Annotated in this window: 15 protein-coding genes and 3 tRNA genes; 9 read left to right on the top strand and 9 right to left on the bottom strand. The window is 66.2% G+C overall.

Features of this window, described 5'->3' with window-relative positions; translation table 11 throughout:
- A partial coding sequence (locus LPZ50_RS12215) for a sulfite exporter TauE/SafE family protein (protein ID WP_230661763.1) occupies positions 1 to 385 on the top strand: 385 nt, incomplete at its 5' end.
- A 299-nt stretch (positions 386 to 684) separates the two neighbouring features.
- Positions 685 to 912, top strand: a complete 228-nt coding sequence (locus tag LPZ50_RS12210) for a hypothetical protein (RefSeq protein WP_230661764.1) — start codon at positions 685 to 687, stop codon at positions 910 to 912.
- On the opposite strand, the gene LPZ50_RS12205 is transcribed toward LPZ50_RS12210, so the two are convergent.
- The 6 genes from LPZ50_RS12205 to radC form a co-directional block, all read right to left on the bottom strand.
- The gene (locus LPZ50_RS12205) at positions 891 to 2,300 is read right to left on the bottom strand and encodes an MATE family efflux transporter (RefSeq protein WP_230661762.1); all 1,410 of its coding nucleotides are present in this window, start codon (positions 2,298 to 2,300) and stop codon (positions 891 to 893) included. The genes LPZ50_RS12210 and LPZ50_RS12205 overlap by 22 nt on opposite strands.
- Positions 2,297 to 4,027: an ArnT family glycosyltransferase gene (locus tag LPZ50_RS12200; RefSeq protein WP_230661760.1), complete on the bottom strand. Its 1,731-nt coding sequence runs from the start codon at positions 4,025 to 4,027 to the stop codon at positions 2,297 to 2,299. The genes LPZ50_RS12205 and LPZ50_RS12200 overlap by 4 nt, the downstream gene beginning before the upstream one ends.
- 120 nt (positions 4,028 to 4,147) lie before the next feature.
- The gene (locus tag LPZ50_RS12195) at positions 4,148 to 4,414 is read right to left on the bottom strand and encodes a type B 50S ribosomal protein L31 (protein WP_230661758.1); all 267 of its coding nucleotides are present in this window, start codon (positions 4,412 to 4,414) and stop codon (positions 4,148 to 4,150) included.
- Positions 4,415 to 4,658: 244 nt separating this feature from the next.
- Complete coding sequence (kynA, locus tag LPZ50_RS12190; protein ID WP_230661756.1) at positions 4,659 to 5,507, bottom strand: tryptophan 2,3-dioxygenase; 849 nt, start codon at positions 5,505 to 5,507, stop codon at positions 4,659 to 4,661.
- Positions 5,508 to 5,565: 58 nt separating this feature from the next.
- Positions 5,566 to 6,195 carry an arylformamidase gene (gene kynB, locus LPZ50_RS12185; RefSeq protein ID WP_230661754.1) on the bottom strand — a complete coding sequence of 210 codons (630 nt, stop codon included), beginning with the start codon at positions 6,193 to 6,195 and terminating at the stop codon, positions 5,566 to 5,568.
- 82 nt (positions 6,196 to 6,277) lie between these two features.
- Positions 6,278 to 6,955, bottom strand: a complete 678-nt coding sequence (gene radC, locus LPZ50_RS12180; RefSeq protein ID WP_230661752.1) for a RadC family protein — start codon at positions 6,953 to 6,955, stop codon at positions 6,278 to 6,280.
- 181 nt (positions 6,956 to 7,136) lie between these two features.
- Here radC and LPZ50_RS12175 point away from each other — a divergent pair, with 181 nt between their 5' ends.
- Genes LPZ50_RS12175 through maiA form a run of 3 tightly spaced genes read left to right on the top strand, consistent with a single transcriptional unit; the run spans position 7,137 to position 9,272 of the window.
- A complete protein-coding gene (locus LPZ50_RS12175) occupies positions 7,137 to 7,613 on the top strand; it encodes an FKBP-type peptidyl-prolyl cis-trans isomerase (protein WP_230661750.1) in 477 nt (158 codons plus the stop codon).
- The gene (gene ispH, locus LPZ50_RS12170) at positions 7,613 to 8,593 is read left to right on the top strand and encodes a 4-hydroxy-3-methylbut-2-enyl diphosphate reductase (RefSeq protein WP_230661748.1); all 981 of its coding nucleotides are present in this window, start codon (positions 7,613 to 7,615) and stop codon (positions 8,591 to 8,593) included. The genes LPZ50_RS12175 and ispH overlap by 1 nt, the downstream gene beginning before the upstream one ends.
- Before the next feature lie 34 nt (positions 8,594 to 8,627).
- A complete protein-coding gene (gene maiA / locus LPZ50_RS12165; protein ID WP_230661746.1) occupies positions 8,628 to 9,272 on the top strand; it encodes a maleylacetoacetate isomerase in 645 nt (214 codons plus the stop codon).
- An 81-nt stretch (positions 9,273 to 9,353) separates the two neighbouring features.
- Here the strand turns inward: maiA and LPZ50_RS12160 are convergent.
- Positions 9,354 to 9,429, bottom strand: a tRNA-Thr gene (locus LPZ50_RS12160).
- Between the two features lie 214 nt (positions 9,430 to 9,643).
- On the opposite strand from LPZ50_RS12160, the gene LPZ50_RS12155 reads away from it, so the two are divergent.
- Positions 9,644 to 9,719, top strand: a tRNA-Asn gene (locus tag LPZ50_RS12155).
- 91 nt (positions 9,720 to 9,810) lie between these two features.
- Here LPZ50_RS12155 and LPZ50_RS12150 read toward each other — a convergent pair.
- Positions 9,811 to 10,155, bottom strand: a complete 345-nt coding sequence (locus LPZ50_RS12150; RefSeq protein WP_230661744.1) for a cupin domain-containing protein — start codon at positions 10,153 to 10,155, stop codon at positions 9,811 to 9,813.
- Between the two features lie 52 nt (positions 10,156 to 10,207).
- Between LPZ50_RS12150 and LPZ50_RS12145 the strand changes: the two genes are divergently transcribed.
- Positions 10,208 to 11,236: a CobW family GTP-binding protein gene (locus LPZ50_RS12145; RefSeq protein WP_230661742.1), complete on the top strand. Its 1,029-nt coding sequence runs from the start codon at positions 10,208 to 10,210 to the stop codon at positions 11,234 to 11,236.
- A gap of 75 nt (positions 11,237 to 11,311) precedes the next feature.
- Positions 11,312 to 12,211: a LysR family transcriptional regulator gene (locus LPZ50_RS12140; protein WP_230661740.1), complete on the top strand. Its 900-nt coding sequence runs from the start codon at positions 11,312 to 11,314 to the stop codon at positions 12,209 to 12,211.
- Positions 12,212 to 12,946: 735 nt separating this feature from the next.
- Here LPZ50_RS12140 and LPZ50_RS12135 read toward each other — a convergent pair.
- Positions 12,947 to 13,023: transfer RNA gene (locus tag LPZ50_RS12135), tRNA-Met, on the bottom strand.
- A gap of 71 nt (positions 13,024 to 13,094) precedes the next feature.
- Here LPZ50_RS12135 and scpB point away from each other — a divergent pair.
- Complete coding sequence (gene scpB / locus LPZ50_RS12130) at positions 13,095 to 14,129, top strand: SMC-Scp complex subunit ScpB (protein WP_230661738.1); 1,035 nt, start codon at positions 13,095 to 13,097, stop codon at positions 14,127 to 14,129.
- Positions 14,130 to 14,336 lie beyond the last annotated feature (207 nt).

Raw genomic sequence — 14,336 nt, 5'->3', positions numbered from 1 at the left:
GGCCCGCCGCGAACGCGCCGCGCCGGCCTTCACGCGCTCGCGCGCCGCGCTGCTGGGAGTGGGCAGCGGCCTGCTGGGCGGTTTTTTCGGCGTGGGCGGCGCCGTCATGGCGGTGCCCATCCTGACTTCCGTGTTCCGCCTGCCTCAGACATCGGCGCAAGCGCTGGCCCTGACGATGGTCATTCCCGGGTCGACCATCGCGTTGATCACCTACAGCTGGGCGGGGCAGGCCAATTGGTGGGTGGGCCTGCCGCTAGCCGCGGGCAGCCTGGCGTTCGTGCCGGTGGGCGTGCGCCTGGCCTACCGGCTGCCCGAACACAGGCTGCGTTCATGTTTCGCCGCCATGCTGTTCGCCACCGTGGCCTTGCTGGTCTTCGAGGCCTGATAGCCATGGCGCTACCGTAGGCGCCGTGGCGAGCTTTTACGGATCTTCATGGGTGTCTGGCTCCGAAGATGCCAGACACCCGGCGATACGCTTTTTTTATCTTAAGGTAGTGCCATGGAAGCCTGACAGGGGCTGCGCGGCTTTGGGCGTGGACAGGCACCGGGTGCGTTGCGCAGGCGGCCGGAATCCATGACGATCCGTTAGCGCAGGCAAAACATTCCGGCGGTGCTGAACCTTTGCCGGTGGGCCGGCTCCAATCATACCGGGCCACTCGCCCAGGTGTTTCAAGGAGTACACACATGACCACACCCGCCCGTATTGCCGCGTTCCTGTCTACATCGGCGTTGTGCCTGGGCCTGGCCAGCAGTCCGTCCTATGCAGACCAGCGCGATGCCGACAACCCGCGCGAAGCGCATTCGCTGACGCGCGACCGCGAACCCGCCAGGAACGATTCCGCTGCCGACGCCGCCGCGCCGGACGATACGGGTGCGGCAGCGTCCGGCGGTCAGCCGGCCAGCGCCCGGTAGTCGCGCGCAATCTTCCGGTACCAGGCGTGCAGCAGCAGGGCCGACAATGCCAGGCCCAGCATGGCCATCAGCCACATGGTGCCGGCGCCAGCCGGAGAACCGGGGATCACCAACGTGCGCAGCCAGTCCAGGCCGCCGCGTCCCGGCCCGAAACCCAGCCACCAGCCGCCCAACAGGCCCACGCCGGCCAGGGCCACGGTCTGCAGCAGCAAGGGAACCACGGCCACTTTGTAGGCGCGCAGCACATACGAGTTGATGCATTGCATCGAATCGCACAGATGGAATAGCGGAATGATAGTCAGCAGCGTGCCGGCCACGGCCGCCACTTGCGCGTCATCCGTGTAGGCCGCCAGGATCATCGGCCGGCCGGCCAGCAATACCGACGAAGTCAGCAGCGCGCCCAGCAAGCCCAGCGCCATGCCCGCCAGCGCGGTACGCTGCGCCGCCGCAGGCTGGCCGGCGCCCAGCGCTTGCGCCGTCAGCGCCGCGGTGGCCACCCCCAGCGCCATGGGCATCATGTAGCACAGCGCCGCCAGGTTCGACATGATCTGGTGCCCGCCGCTGACATACGTGCCTTCGCGCGCCACCAGCAGCGCCATGAACGTGAAGGCCGATACTTCCACCAGATAAGATCCGCCCATCGGCAGACCCAGCCGCAGCAGCTCTTTCTGGGCCGGCCACGACGGCCGGCCCAGCGTCAGGGCAAAGCGGCGGAAATAGCGGTCGTGCGTCACCACCCACAGCCCCACGCCCAGGCTGATCCAGGACACGATGGCGGTTGCCAGGCCGGCGCCGGTGGCGCCCATGGCAGGCAGGCCCAGATTGCCGTAGATCAGCACCCAGTTGAAGAAGGCCTTCAAGCCCACCGCGGAAAGATTGATGATCATCACGACCTTGGGGCGCGACACCGACGTGCCCAGCGCGTAGATGGTGCGAAACACCAATGCCGCCGGCAGGGCCAGCGCCAGAGCCCTCAGGTAGCCGGCCACGCGGTCGCGCACTTCGGGCGCCACATCGCCCGACAGCGAAAGCCATATGTCCGGAAACATCATCAATACGGCGCCCAGGGCGGCCAGCCCCAGCGCCATCCACACGCCTTGCCCCCAGGTCTGCCCCACTTCCGCATGCCGGCCGGCGCCGAAGTGCTGGGCCTGTATGGGTATCAGTGCATGCACCACTCCCATCAGCCCGACGAAGATGGTGATGTATACCGACATCGACAGGGACATGGCCGCCAGGTCGGTGGCGCTGGCATGGCCGTTCATGGCGGTGTCCAGCACGCCGAAGGCGATGCCCGCCCATTGGCTGATCAGCACCGGCCAGGCCTGGCGCACGATGCCGCGCATCGTGCCGCCCAGCCCGGCCGCCGGGACAACGGCGTGGGTCATTGCGAGGGGTGCAGGCGCAGCAGGCGGAAAACTTCGTGGCGGTCGGCGCGCCGGCCTCCGCGCCACAGTTCCTGCGCGCCTTCGCTATAAGCCGATTGGCCGTCGCGCAGGCGTTCGCGCGTGGTCTGCTGCAGGATCAGGGGGCATTTCGAGTCGTAGCTCAGCGTCAGATTGTCGAAGATCAACAGCGACGCGCGCTGGCCGCTGCCCACGCTCAGGCCGCGCACGCATTCGCCGGGCTGCTGGTGCCGGGCCAGCACCGTCGCCAGTTCCGCCGACATGGCCCGGTAGCTGCGGGCGTAGTCCACCGCCGGCTGCCACAGCAGCACCAGCAAGATCCAGGTGGCGGTCAGGCCGCTGGCCGACAGCACCGTGCCGCGCCACAGCGCCGCGGGATGCGAGCGCAGGCGCCACATCACCAACAGCACCCACGCGCCCGTCACCGCCAGGGCCAGGGCAAAGGCCACCCATGAAATCACCGGCTCGTAGCCCGAGGTTTGCCGCGCGATATTGCGCGAGATCTGCGCCGGCCAGCCGAAGTGCAGGGCCACCCAGCCCAGCCATGCCGTGGCCACCGTCAGGGAAAAGCACATCACCGCGAACCAGTCCAGGGTATTGACCACCCCGCGCCGCAGAGTGGGCAGCGAAAACGCGCCCAGGATCGCGCACGGCACGGCCAGCAGGATGAACTCAGCGTCGGTGGGCTCTTCCAGGAAAAGCAGCAGCAGGCCGGCGAAGGCGGCCAGCACCAGCGGCAGCCAGATATGGGGGGAATACAGCCAGTCGCGCCAGCGCCACACGGCCAGCAGGGCCAGCGGCCAGGTGGGCCACAAGTACCAGGGCAGGTCGCGCACGGTGCGGCCTACGTCCGACAGGTCGGGCCAGGCAAACGAGGCCAGGTTCCAGGTTTTCCAGTTGCTGATCCAGTAGCTGCTGCCTTGGGTCGCGGGTATCCACCATGCCAGGATCAGCACCGCGGCCACGCCGGCGGCCAGGGGCAGCCAGCGGCGTTGCGACCACAGCACGCTGCGCGGGTAAAAGGCCAGGGCGGCGCCTAGCATGATGGGCGCCGCGCCTATCCAGCCGCGCGTCAGGAAGCTGGCCGCCAGCGCCACGCCCAGCGTGATGGCGCCCGTGACCGGGCGGTCCAGGGTGCGGGCCAGCGAGTAAAAGGCCAGGGCCTGCCAGGCCATGATGGCCGGCACGACCGAGGTTTCGTGGGTGCGCTGCAGAATGCCCACCGTGGCCAGCAGCAGCAGCAGCGCCGCGTCGGCCAGCATGCGGCCGTAGTCGCGGGCCTTGGGTTCGCCGCCGAATGGCAGCGCCAGCGGCTGGGCTTCGGCGCGGCGGCCCAGCAGGTAGGTGCCGTACCAGACGCTGACCGTGGTAATGCCGAACCATATCAGATTGGGCAGGCGGCCCGCTGGAATGTAGCCGATCAGCGGCCCCAGCAGCCACATGCATATCGCGCCCGCCCAGGTGATCAGGGGCCCTTCTTCCGCATAGGCCAGTTGCCCCACCTGGGGCAGCAGCCATGTGTGCGCGCCTTCGCGCAGCGCGGTGATCATCGTGGCCAGGCCGACCGCGTCATCGGTTTTCCAGGGGTCACGCATGAACAGGCCGGCCAGGATGTAGGCCAGCGACAAGCCCAGCAACACCAGCCGGGGCAGCTTGGCGGTGGCCGGGATGGTCAGTCGGGCTGGAGTTGAGCGCGTGATAGGAGACACGGGGCTAATGTAACCGAGCGGCTCGGGCCGGTGGCCTTGAAATGGGGATGGATGGGAGCGGCACGGAAAAAAAAGCAGCCCGTAGGCTGCTTTTCTACTGCGCCTCTTCGAGGAGCAAGTTTACGACGCGGATTTGACCGTGCCGGCAGTGCGCGCGAAGCGGGCGCGGAATTTCTCGACGCGGCCGGTTTCGACGATACGGGTTTGCGCGCCCGTATAGAACGGGTGGGACTCGGACGTGACGTCGCACTTGAACAGCGGGTAGGTCTTGCCGTCGAGCTCGACGGTTTCGCGAGTGTTGATGGTGGAGCGCGTCACGAACTTGGTGCCCGTTTGCACGTCCATGAACACCACTTCGCGGTATTCGGGGTGAATGCCTTCTTTCATGATGAATTCCGGTTCTTCCGGTCTGGCCGGTGGGTTTGCGGGTCGCCAGCCGAGCGGGTGCTTCGTACCCGACAGCCACGTATCCAGGAAGTAACCATGCATTCTAGCACGAATTTCCAGGTGTGGCCCCAAGCTGCGCCGGGTGTCTGGGTGTCAGGCACCCATGGCGCTACCTTAAGCTGCCGCGGCGAGTTTTCGTCAGGCACCCGTGAACATCCGGGAAGTGGGCGGGTTTCCCGGATTGTTACAGGTCCGTGCGCAGCGCCCAGATCTCGGGGAACAGCACCACGTCTATCATTTTGCGCAGATAGGCCACGCCGGACGTGCCGCCGGTGCCGCGCTTGAAACCGATGACGCGCTCTACGGTGGTGACATGCCGGAAACGCCACAGCCGGAAGGCATCTTCCAGGTCGGTGAGCTTTTCGCCCAGTTGGTACAGGTCCCAGTGGCGGTCGGGGTCTCGGTACACGGCCAGCCAGGCGGCCTCTACCGCCGGGCTGGCCGTGTAGGGCTGGGTCCAGTCGCGGTCCAGGTGGCTGGCCGGCACGTCCAGGCCATGGCGGGCCAGCAGGCGCAGCGACTCGTCGTACAGCGACGGCGCCCGATAGGCCTGCTGCACCGGCGCCAGCAGGTCGGCGCGGTGCGCGTGCGGCTTGAGCATGGCGGCGTTCTTGTTGCCCAGCAGGAATTCGATCTGGCGGTACTGGTAGCTTTGAAACCCGCTCGAGCGCGCCAGGTAGGGGCGCAGGGCCGAATACTCGGGCGGAGTCATGGTGGCCAGCACGTCCCAGGCGTGCACCAGTTGTTCCATGATCTTGCTGACGCGCGCCAGCATCTTGAATGCCGGGGGCAGGCGGTCTTGCGCCACGTGGACGATGGCGGCGTGCAGTTCGTGCAGCATCAGCTTCATCCACAGTTCGCTGGTCTGGTGCTGCACGATGAACAGCATTTCGTTGTGTTCGGGCGACAGTGGGTGCTGGGCGCCCAGCAGCGCGTCCAGGTGCAGGTAGTCGCCATAGGTCATGTCCTGGGCGTAATCCAGTTGTGCCTTTTCATTGCGGACGATGTCTTCGGGCCGTTCGGGGGTATTCATCGGGTCTTGCCTGAAAATCGGCCGCCGCCATGGCTGGCGGCGGCTTTGGATGGGCGGTTCAGCCCAGTTCGCGCAAGACGGCGCGTACCGGGCTGGCATCTGCCTGGGCCAGCGCCAGCGGAAGGGCGATCAGTTCGTAGTCGCCTTCGGCCACGTCATCGAGCAGCAGGTTTTCCAGCACGCGCATGTCGCGCCGCAGGATGACGTGGTGGCTGTCCAGGGTCTTGCTGGACGCGGGGTCGATGCTGGGCGTGTCCAGGCCGATCAGCATGACGCCGCGCTCGGCCAGCCATTCGATGGTATGTGGCGCATAGGCCGTGAAATCGTCGGTCCACCAGTCCAGCGCGGCGTTGCGGGCGGTGCGCACCAGCACGCGAGGCGGCAGCCCGGTGGCGGCATGTTGCAGGTGTTCGGGCAGGATCAACGGCCCGCAGTCCAGCGCGTGGATGACCCGGCAGGGGCCCAGGAACGGTTCCAGGCCAAGCGCGCCAATTGCGGGCGCGCCGTTCCTGTAGTGCAAAGGGGCATCGGCATGGGCCCCGATGTGCGGAGACAGCGTGATCTCGCTGACGTTGACCGGACAGTCAGGGGTCAGCGACCACTTCCAGTGCTGCTGGTAGGGCGTATCGCCCGGGAACACGGGCGAAGCCGCCGATACCGGCGGAGAAATATCCCACAGGCGCTTCATTGGACAGGGCGGGCCGCGGCGTGCTGGTTGATAGGGTATCCAGTCTAACGAAAATGCCCTGCCTTTGCTGCCCGCGGGCAGCCTACAGCAAGCCCATTTCGGCCATGGAGGTCACCGAGTCCCCGGCCACGATCAGGTGGTCGACCAGCCGGATGTCCACCAGCGCCAGGGCCTGCTTCAGCCGCAAGGTGAATTCGCGGTCGGATTGGCTGGGCTGGGCCGTGCCCGACGGATGGTTGTGCGCCAGGATCAGGGCGGCCGCGTGGTGCCGCAGGGCCTCGCGCACCACTTCGCGGGGGTATACCGACGCCTGCGCCAGCGTGCCGCGCGCCAGTTCGCCGCTGGCGATCAGGTTGAGCTGGCTATCCAGATACAGCGCCAGGCAATGCTCCACTTTACGGTGGGTCAGCGCCATCTTGAAATAGCCCTTGACGCTGCCCGGGTCGGCCAGGGTGCTTTGCTGCATCAGTTGCTCCTCGGCCGCGCGGCGCGCCAGTTCCAGCACGGCGGCCAGCGAACTGGCCTTGGCGGCGCCCAGGCCGGGCAGGGACATCAGTTCGTGGGGCGATGCGGCGAACAGGCCGCGCAGCCCGCCATAGTGGTTCATCAGCCTGCAGCCCATTTCCACCGCGGAGCAGCCCCGCGTGCCGGTACGCAGGGCCAGCGCAAGCAACTCGGTGTCCAGCAGGGCGGACGGGCCGTGGCGCAGCAGGCGTTCGCGGGGGCGTTCGTGTTCGGGCAGGGTGTCGAGCAGGGGCATGGCGGGCACTCGGTGGCGGCGGGGCACCACAATGCCAGAAGCGCGGCCGCCGTCCGCGTGCTAGTGAGCGTTTCGGCCCCTTCGTATTTGTGCGCTGGGGCGGTGGCGCAGGGGGCTTGCCCCGGCGGCGGCCAGGACGTTCTAAAATAAGGGTTTACCGCCACATTTCACGGTGACCACCTTGAGCAGCGCCGCCGCCAACCAGGCGACCCCCGTCCGTCCCGATTCCTACCTGACCCTGCACTATCGCATCGTGTTGGCCTCGGGGCCGGGGCAGGATTCCGTTTTCGCCGACACCTACACCGGCCGGCCGGCCACGCTGCAAATGGGCGGCGGGCAATGGGCGCCCGGCCTCGAAGCCGCCCTGCTGGGCCACGTCGAGGGCGAGCAATTCAGCGTTACCCTCGATCCCGCGCAGGCGTATGGCGAACGCAACCCCGAACTCATCCAGAAGGTCACGCGCAAGATGCTGGCCGAGCATGCCGGCGCCGACGCCACCTTCGAACCCGGCGACCTGGTCGAGTTCACCGCGCCCAACGGCGCCCGCTACTCGGGGGTCCTGAAGCAAATCGAGGCCGACTGGGCCTTGTTCGACTTCAATCACCCGCTGGCCGGCACGTCGCTGCGCGTCGACGTCCACATTCTCGGGGTGCTGTAATGAACCGCCGGGTCACGGCCGCCGACGCCGAAGTCGTGCTGGCGCAGCCGCGCGGCTTCTGTGCCGGTGTCGACAGGGCCATCGACATCGTCGAACGCGCCCTGGAATTGCATGGCGCGCCCATCTATGTGCGCCACGAAATCGTGCATAACCGCTATGTCGTCGAAGACCTCCGCGCCAAGGGCGCCATCTTCATCGACGAACTCGACCAGGCGCCCAGCGGCGCCATCGTGGTGTTTTCCGCGCACGGAGTTTCCAAGGCGGTTCGCCAGGAAGCCGAATCGCGCGGCTTGCAGGTCTTCGACGCCACCTGCCCGCTGGTCACCAAAGTGCACATCGAAGTGGCGCGCATGCGCGCCGCGGGCCGCGAAATCATCATGATCGGCCACAAGGGCCACCCCGAGGTCGAGGGCACGCTGGGGCAGGCGCAAGGCGGCATGTACCTGGTCGAAACCGCCGCCGACGTGGCTGCGCTGCAAGTAACCAACCCGTCCAACCTGGCCTTCGTCACGCAAACCACGCTGTCGGTGGACGATGCCGCCACCGTGTCGGCGGCCCTGCGCGCCCGGTTCCCCGATATCGTCGAGCCCAAGAAAAGCGACATCTGCTACGCCACGCAAAACCGCCAGGACGCCGTCAAGGTGCTGGCGCCCGACTGCGATCTGGTCCTGGTGGTGGGCAGCCCCAACAGTTCCAACTCCAACCGCCTGCGCGAAGTGGCCGAACGCATCGGTACCGAGGCCTATCTGGTCGACGGCGCGCATGCCATCGACCCAGCCTGGCTGGAAGGCCGCCAGCGCATTGGCATCACTGCCGGCGCGTCGGCCCCCGAAGTGTTGGTGCAGCAGGTGGTGCAGCGGCTGAAAGAACTGGGTGCGGTATCGGTGCGTACCATGCCGGGCCTGGAAGAAAGCGTGGCATTTCCGCTGCCGAAGGGGTTGTCGCGCAAGCCGGCGCCGGCTTCCTCCACCCCAAACTGACGCGCCGCCGCACTGTCCACCCCAAGGAGACTCCATGCAGTTGCACAGCTACTTCCGCAGTTCGGCCGCTTATCGCGTGCGCATCGCGCTCAACCTGAAAGGCCTGTCGTATGAATACCTGGGGGTGCACCTGCTGAAAGACGGCGGGCAGCAACTGTCGGACTCTTACCGTTCGCTCAACCCCACCGCGCTGGTGCCCACGCTGGTCGATGGCGATACCGTCATCGGCCAGTCACTGGCCATCATCGAATACCTGGACGAAACCCATCCGCAGCCGGCCTTGCTGCCCTCCGATCCGGCCGGCCGCGCGCGGGTGCGCGCCATCGCGCAAACCATTGCTTGCGATACGCATCCCCTGAACAACTTGCGGGTGCTCAAGTACTTGAAGCGCGACATGCAAGTCAGCGATGACGCCAAGAACGCCTGGTATCGGCATTGGGTGCAACTGGGCATGGCCGCAGTGGAATCGATGCTGGAAAATTCCCCGGCCACCGGCCGCTACTGCCACGGCGACGCCCCCGGGTTGGCCGATCTGTGCCTGGTACCGCAGGTCGCCAATGCGCGGCGCTTCGACTGCGATCTGTCCGCCATGCCCAACGTGCTGCGCATCGACGCCGCCTGCCGCGAACTGCAGGCCTTCGACCTGGCCGCGCCCGAAAAGCAGCCCGACGCGGAATAGCGGGTTGGCATCGGCCCGGCGTCCAGCCGGCCGGCGAAAACAAAAAGGGCAGCCCATGCGGGCTGCCCTTTTCAGGTATTTTGGTGCCGGCAAGAGGAGTCGAACCCCCGACCTTCGCATTACGAATGCGCTGCTCTACCAACTGAGCTATGCCGGCTTGCGCAAGGCGCTTACTGCATTGCAGTGCATTGCCTTTTGCAGATTCGGCGCCGAAAACGCGTCGCGCCGAAAGACCGAAATCATATCAGACTTTCAGTTGCCACGCTTCAGTGCCACGCATAAGTGCACGCACATGCTGTCCGAATAAAAAGATATCGGGCGCAACTTGCACTGCCTGAAAATATCCGTCATAATCTCGCTTCTTTAGCAGTTCCCCGATAGCTCAGTCGGTAGAGCGACGGACTGTTAATCCGCAGGTCGCTGGTTCGAGCCCAGCTCGGGGAGCCAAAAAAATTCAGGGCCATTCACGAAAGTGAATGGCCCTTTTGGCTTTCCGGGGCCTTTCGTTGTGCCTTGCCGCCTCTTGTTTTCAAGGGCGCTACGCGTTTTGCGCGCGGTCTAGAAACAGCGTCACCAATAGGGCGCAGTCTTGCTCGGACGTCACTGCGTGTTGTATGCCCGGCGCCAGGTATACCAGCGTTCCGGGCAAGAGTTTCTGCGTCTTGCCGTGGGCCTGCAGTTCGGCCGCGCCTTCCAGGCATTGCAGGGTGATGGCGCTGTGCGCAATATCGTGGGGCGGCAGGGTGTGGCCGGCGGGCAGCGTCAGGTGCAGCACCTCCAGTTGGTCGGCCCGCACCAACGCCCGCGAGCGGGTATTCTTCAAGGCGGGCCCCAGTGGCCGGATATCGATCAGTTCGCCGGATTGGGCGTGGTTCAGTGCCATGGCGGCTCCTTTGACTACCTGCGTTGGTGTGCCGCGGCTGGCGGCTTCTGGCATGCAAAAAAACTCTCTCTCTGGCGGCGATTCACCGGATCGGCGCATCGGCGTCACCGTGCTTACCGGCTTCCTGGGGGCGGGCAAGACAAGCCTGCTGAACCGGCTAGTGCAAGATCCTGCATATGCCGATGCGGCTGTCATTGTCAACGAGTTTGGCGAGGTGGGGGTAGACCACCATCTGGTCCGGCAGGCCGATGCCCGCATCATCCTGATCGAGGGTGGCTGCATTTGCTGCACCGTCAATGGCGGGCTGGTGAACACTTTGCGCGATCTGTTCATGCTGGCGCTGCGCCGGCAGGTCAAGCCGTTCCGTCGGGTGGTGATCGAAACCACTGGCCTGGCCAGTCCGGCGGCGATTCTGTTTACGCTGCGCCATGAACACTTCCTGGCCGAGCGGTATGTTTACCGGGGAACCATAACCGTCGTCGATGCCCGGCATATTCCTGGCCAGCTTGAGTCGCAGCCCGAGGCCGTTCAGCAGGTGGCGCTGGCCGATATCATCGCCTGCACGAAATCCGATCTGGTCGATCCGTCCGCCCTGGCCCGGGCGCGCGATGCGGTGGCGCAGGTCAATCCGGGTGCGGCCATCTGCGTGCAGCCCTTGGGGGCGCCGCTTGATGCCAGGTTGCTGGCGCCGGCCAAGGTGTCGGTGCGGGCCTATGGCGATTCGCTGTCAGGGTGGATGCGCGCTTTTTCCGCATCCTCGCCCGCGGGGCGGCATGGGCAGGTCGTCCAGGTGGTGGTGGCCTTGCCGGCGCCGATCAGCCGCGCGGCGTTTCATTCCGGCATGGCTCGCCTGCAGGAGGTTCATCATCAGGCCTTGCTACGCATCAAGGGGCTGGTGGTTTTTCCGGGCGAATCCGGGCCCTGCGCCATTCATGGCGTGCACCGCGATCTGTATCCGCCCGTGCCGCTGCCCGCCTGGCCCGAAGGGGTGGCGGAATCGCGGTTGGTGTTCATCGCGCGCGGCCTGGATCCTGGCGAACTTGGGCGGGCGGTGCGGCAGGCCCTGGGTCTGCCGGAGTAGGGCGCGGGCTCCGGGGTCGGCGCGGTTCCGGAAATACGTTATAAAGCGTGCATTAGCGCAAAAAACGAGACAGCCATGGATCGCCTGAAAGCCATGCAGGTGTTCGTTGAAGTCGTCGATCGCGGCAGTCTGTCGGCAGCGGCCCAACGCCTGGACATGTCCCGCGCCATGGTGTCGCGCTATCTGGCCGAACTGGAAGAGTGGGTAGGCGTGCGGCTGCTGCACAGAACCACGCGCCGCCTCAGCCTGACGCCGGCCGGGGCCGAGACGCTGCCGCGCTGCCGTCGCATGCTCGACCTGGTGGGCGATATGCATCAGGCCGTGGCCACTCCGGATGCCCAGCCGCGTGGCGAATTGCGCATGACCGCCAGCCTGTCGTTCGGGGTGGCGCAGCTCAGTGCGGCCGTGGCGGATTTCGTTGGCAAGTACCCCGGCGCCCTGGTGGACTTGCAGTTGGTCGACCGCGCGGTCAATCTGGTCGAAGACAGGGTGGACCTGGCGGTGCGCATCACCAACGAGCTGGACCCGAATCTCATCGCGCGCAGGCTGGCGCCGTGCCGCTCCGTAGTGTGCGCCGCCCCGGCCTATCTGCTGTCCCATGGCAGTCCCGCGCGGCCCGAGGACCTGGCCAAGCACAATTGCCTCACCCATAGCCACTACGGCAAGAGCCTGTGGCGGCTGCGGCGGGACGACGCCTGGGTCGACGTGCCGGTCAGCGGCAACATCACGGCCAACGACGCCCTGACGCTGGCCCGTGCCGCCGTGTGCGGCAGCGGCATCGCCTTGCTGCCCACTTACCTGGCCGCGCCCGAGCTCGCCGCCGGGCGGCTGGTGGCGCTGTTGCCGGCCACGCCGCCTGAAGAGCTGGGTGTGCATGGGGTGTATGTTTCGCGGCGCCAGATGCCATTGATCCTGCGCGCCATGCTCGACTTCCTGGCCGACAGGTTCGGGGAGGCCCCCTGGGACGCGCGCTGAAAAATCCAGGAACGGCGATCCGTCCCAGGGTTTGTCGGGCGGGGTAATACGGTTATAATCCATTCACTGTCTTCATGAAGACCAACGTTTCCCCGGCCGACGTCACCCCAATGGGTAGGCGTGGTATCCATGGCTTGAATGCCGTGTCGCAAGGGCTGGGGGTCGGGCAATGCCGCAGCGGGTATCTCCGCGGCGGGCTTCCCGGAAGCTGGCGCCGCTACAGCGGGTTGAGCCCATCCGAGTAGGTTGCCGGAAGAGTTGGCAGGCCGCCTGTGCGCCGGCCGGTCATGCAGGCAGCATGGTCGTTCCATACGTCTAAGAATCGTCGGCCCGGTGCCGCCGCAGAGTCGTACCCGCTTGGGGTTCGAACCTGGCTTGGTGGATTGCAATTTCGGGGCAAGGGGTATCCTGCTTCTGCGTTCCGCGCCCTGGGCGCCTGGCGATTCAGGTTCTATTTTTAAAGTAATTGCCGCCGCTGCGGCGGCGCTGCGCACTGATATGCGCGGCATGGTGCGAATCCAATGCGTCGGCTGGCTGGCTTGCCCGTGCCAGACGCGTTTACAGGAACGTCGTGAACACTACGCAAACAAGCGTTGCAGCAATAGCCATTCAGCCCGTTGGGCTGCGCGGGGCCTGTGGCCTGCCCGGGGCGGGCGGCGGGTGCAAGGTGGCCGGCTGCGCGGGCAAGGTGCCCAACAAAAAAGGCCCGGCGATGCGCCGGGCCTTCAGTGAATTTGGTTGCGGGGGCAGGATTTGAACCTACGACCTTCGGGTTATGAGCCCGACGAGCTGCCAGACTGCTCCACCCCGCGTCTGAGAAGAAAAATAATAGCCTTTTTTCAGATTTAGCGCAAATTAGCCCTTTTTAATAGACAGAAAATCGATGAACGATAGCGAGGCAACATGCGTGCTGGAGACCGCACTGCTATGCGCCAGCCAACCGATGCAATTGGCGGAAATGCGCAAGCTGTTCGGCGATGACGAAGAGTATGGCAACGACAAGCTGCGGACTTTGCTGGAATCGCTGCAGGGCCACTGGTCCGAGCGCGGCATGCATCTGGTGCAGTTGGCCACCGGCTGGCGCTTTCAAAGCCGTCCGCAAATGCAGCGCTACCTCGAGCGGCTGAATCCCGAAAAACCGCCCAAGTACTCGCGCGCCGTCATGGAAACCCTGGCTATCGTGGCCTGGCGCCAGCCGGTTACCCGCGGCGACATCGAAGATATCCGTGGCGTGACGGTTTCCTCGCAAATCGTCAAGACGCTGGAAGACCGTGGCTGGATCGAGGTCATCGGCCACAGGGATGCGCCGGGACGGCCGGCCCTGTTCGGCACGACGCGGCAATTCCTGGACGATCTAGGGTTGCGCGCGCTGGATGAATTGCCGCCGCTCGATACCGCGCAGGCCGCCGCCGCGCTCGAGGGCCTGGACCTGGGAGGGTCCGAGGTGACTCTGGAGCCCGTCACTCCCTCGCCGAATGCTGAACCGGAAGCAGACGGCCAGGAAGCAGGCGGCCAGGATGCGGCGGACGGTCCGGCCGCGGAAGCCGCCGACGAGGAGGCGGGCCGCGCGTCGGTTGCGGCGGCCACCGACGCTTCCGAGCCTTCCGCGGCCGAGCCGGTCCGTGCGGGCGATGTTCCCCAAGAACCCGAAATGCCCCCGCCCGCGCCAGACCAGGTTCCGCAACCTGGCGTCCAGCCCGAGGTCGAGCCGGTGGCGCCCGAGCCCGAGATCACCCCGGCCGACCCTCAGCCCGAAGTCGAGCCGCCCACCCCCGAACCCGAGGTCGAGCCGCAAGTGCCCGAACCCGAAGTCGAACCCCAGGAACCCCAGCCGGACGCGGAGCCTCCCGCGCCCGAAGAGGTTCCCCCGCCCCCCGATGAAGACCGGTCCGCCGCGAGCGGGCTGGCCAAAGCTTGAAATCTGGAGCTGTCTCTGTGACAACGAACACAACGATGCAAGAAGAAGATTTTCCCGTTCCCGCACCTGATGCAACTGCCCGTGCCGAGCCTGTCGCCAACGAGGCTGCTGATGCCGTCGAGACGGCGGAAGCGGCCGCTGGCGACGGCGGCGAAAGCGGGGCCGCCCGGGGGCGCGGGCGCAAGCTGCGCACCCCGTTCCGTCGCC

The sequence above is a fragment of the Bordetella petrii genome (genome assembly GCF_020991325.1).
Classification (GTDB): domain Bacteria; phylum Pseudomonadota; class Gammaproteobacteria; order Burkholderiales; family Burkholderiaceae_B; genus Bordetella_A; species Bordetella_A petrii_E.
The sequence above is the reverse complement of the archived record's forward strand: the minus strand, read 5'-3'. Positions and strand labels throughout refer to the sequence as shown.

What these genes read in the sequence shown, in the direction of transcription:
- LPZ50_RS12140 (WP_230661740.1), top strand. Translation starts at nt 11,312, where the DNA reads ATGGATCGCCTGAAAGCCATGCAGGTGTTCGTTGAAGTCGTCGATCGC.
- LPZ50_RS12195 (WP_230661758.1), bottom strand. Translation starts at nt 4,414, where the DNA reads ATGAAAGAAGGCATTCACCCCGAATACCGCGAAGTGGTGTTCATGGAC.
- scpB (WP_230661738.1), top strand. Translation starts at nt 13,095, where the DNA reads ATGAACGATAGCGAGGCAACATGCGTGCTGGAGACCGCACTGCTATGC.
- LPZ50_RS12145 (WP_230661742.1), top strand. Translation starts at nt 10,208, where the DNA reads ATGCAAAAAAACTCTCTCTCTGGCGGCGATTCACCGGATCGGCGCATC.
- radC (WP_230661752.1), bottom strand. Translation starts at nt 6,955, where the DNA reads ATGCCCCTGCTCGACACCCTGCCCGAACACGAACGCCCCCGCGAACGC.
- LPZ50_RS12150 (WP_230661744.1), bottom strand. Translation starts at nt 10,155, where the DNA reads ATGGCACTGAACCACGCCCAATCCGGCGAACTGATCGATATCCGGCCA.
- kynB (WP_230661754.1), bottom strand. Translation starts at nt 6,195, where the DNA reads ATGAAGCGCCTGTGGGATATTTCTCCGCCGGTATCGGCGGCTTCGCCC.
- LPZ50_RS12210 (WP_230661764.1), top strand. Translation starts at nt 685, where the DNA reads ATGACCACACCCGCCCGTATTGCCGCGTTCCTGTCTACATCGGCGTTG.
- kynA (WP_230661756.1), bottom strand. Translation starts at nt 5,507, where the DNA reads ATGAATACCCCCGAACGGCCCGAAGACATCGTCCGCAATGAAAAGGCA.
- ispH (WP_230661748.1), top strand. Translation starts at nt 7,613, where the DNA reads ATGAACCGCCGGGTCACGGCCGCCGACGCCGAAGTCGTGCTGGCGCAG.
- LPZ50_RS12205 (WP_230661762.1), bottom strand. Translation starts at nt 2,300, where the DNA reads ATGACCCACGCCGTTGTCCCGGCGGCCGGGCTGGGCGGCACGATGCGC.
- maiA (WP_230661746.1), top strand. Translation starts at nt 8,628, where the DNA reads ATGCAGTTGCACAGCTACTTCCGCAGTTCGGCCGCTTATCGCGTGCGC.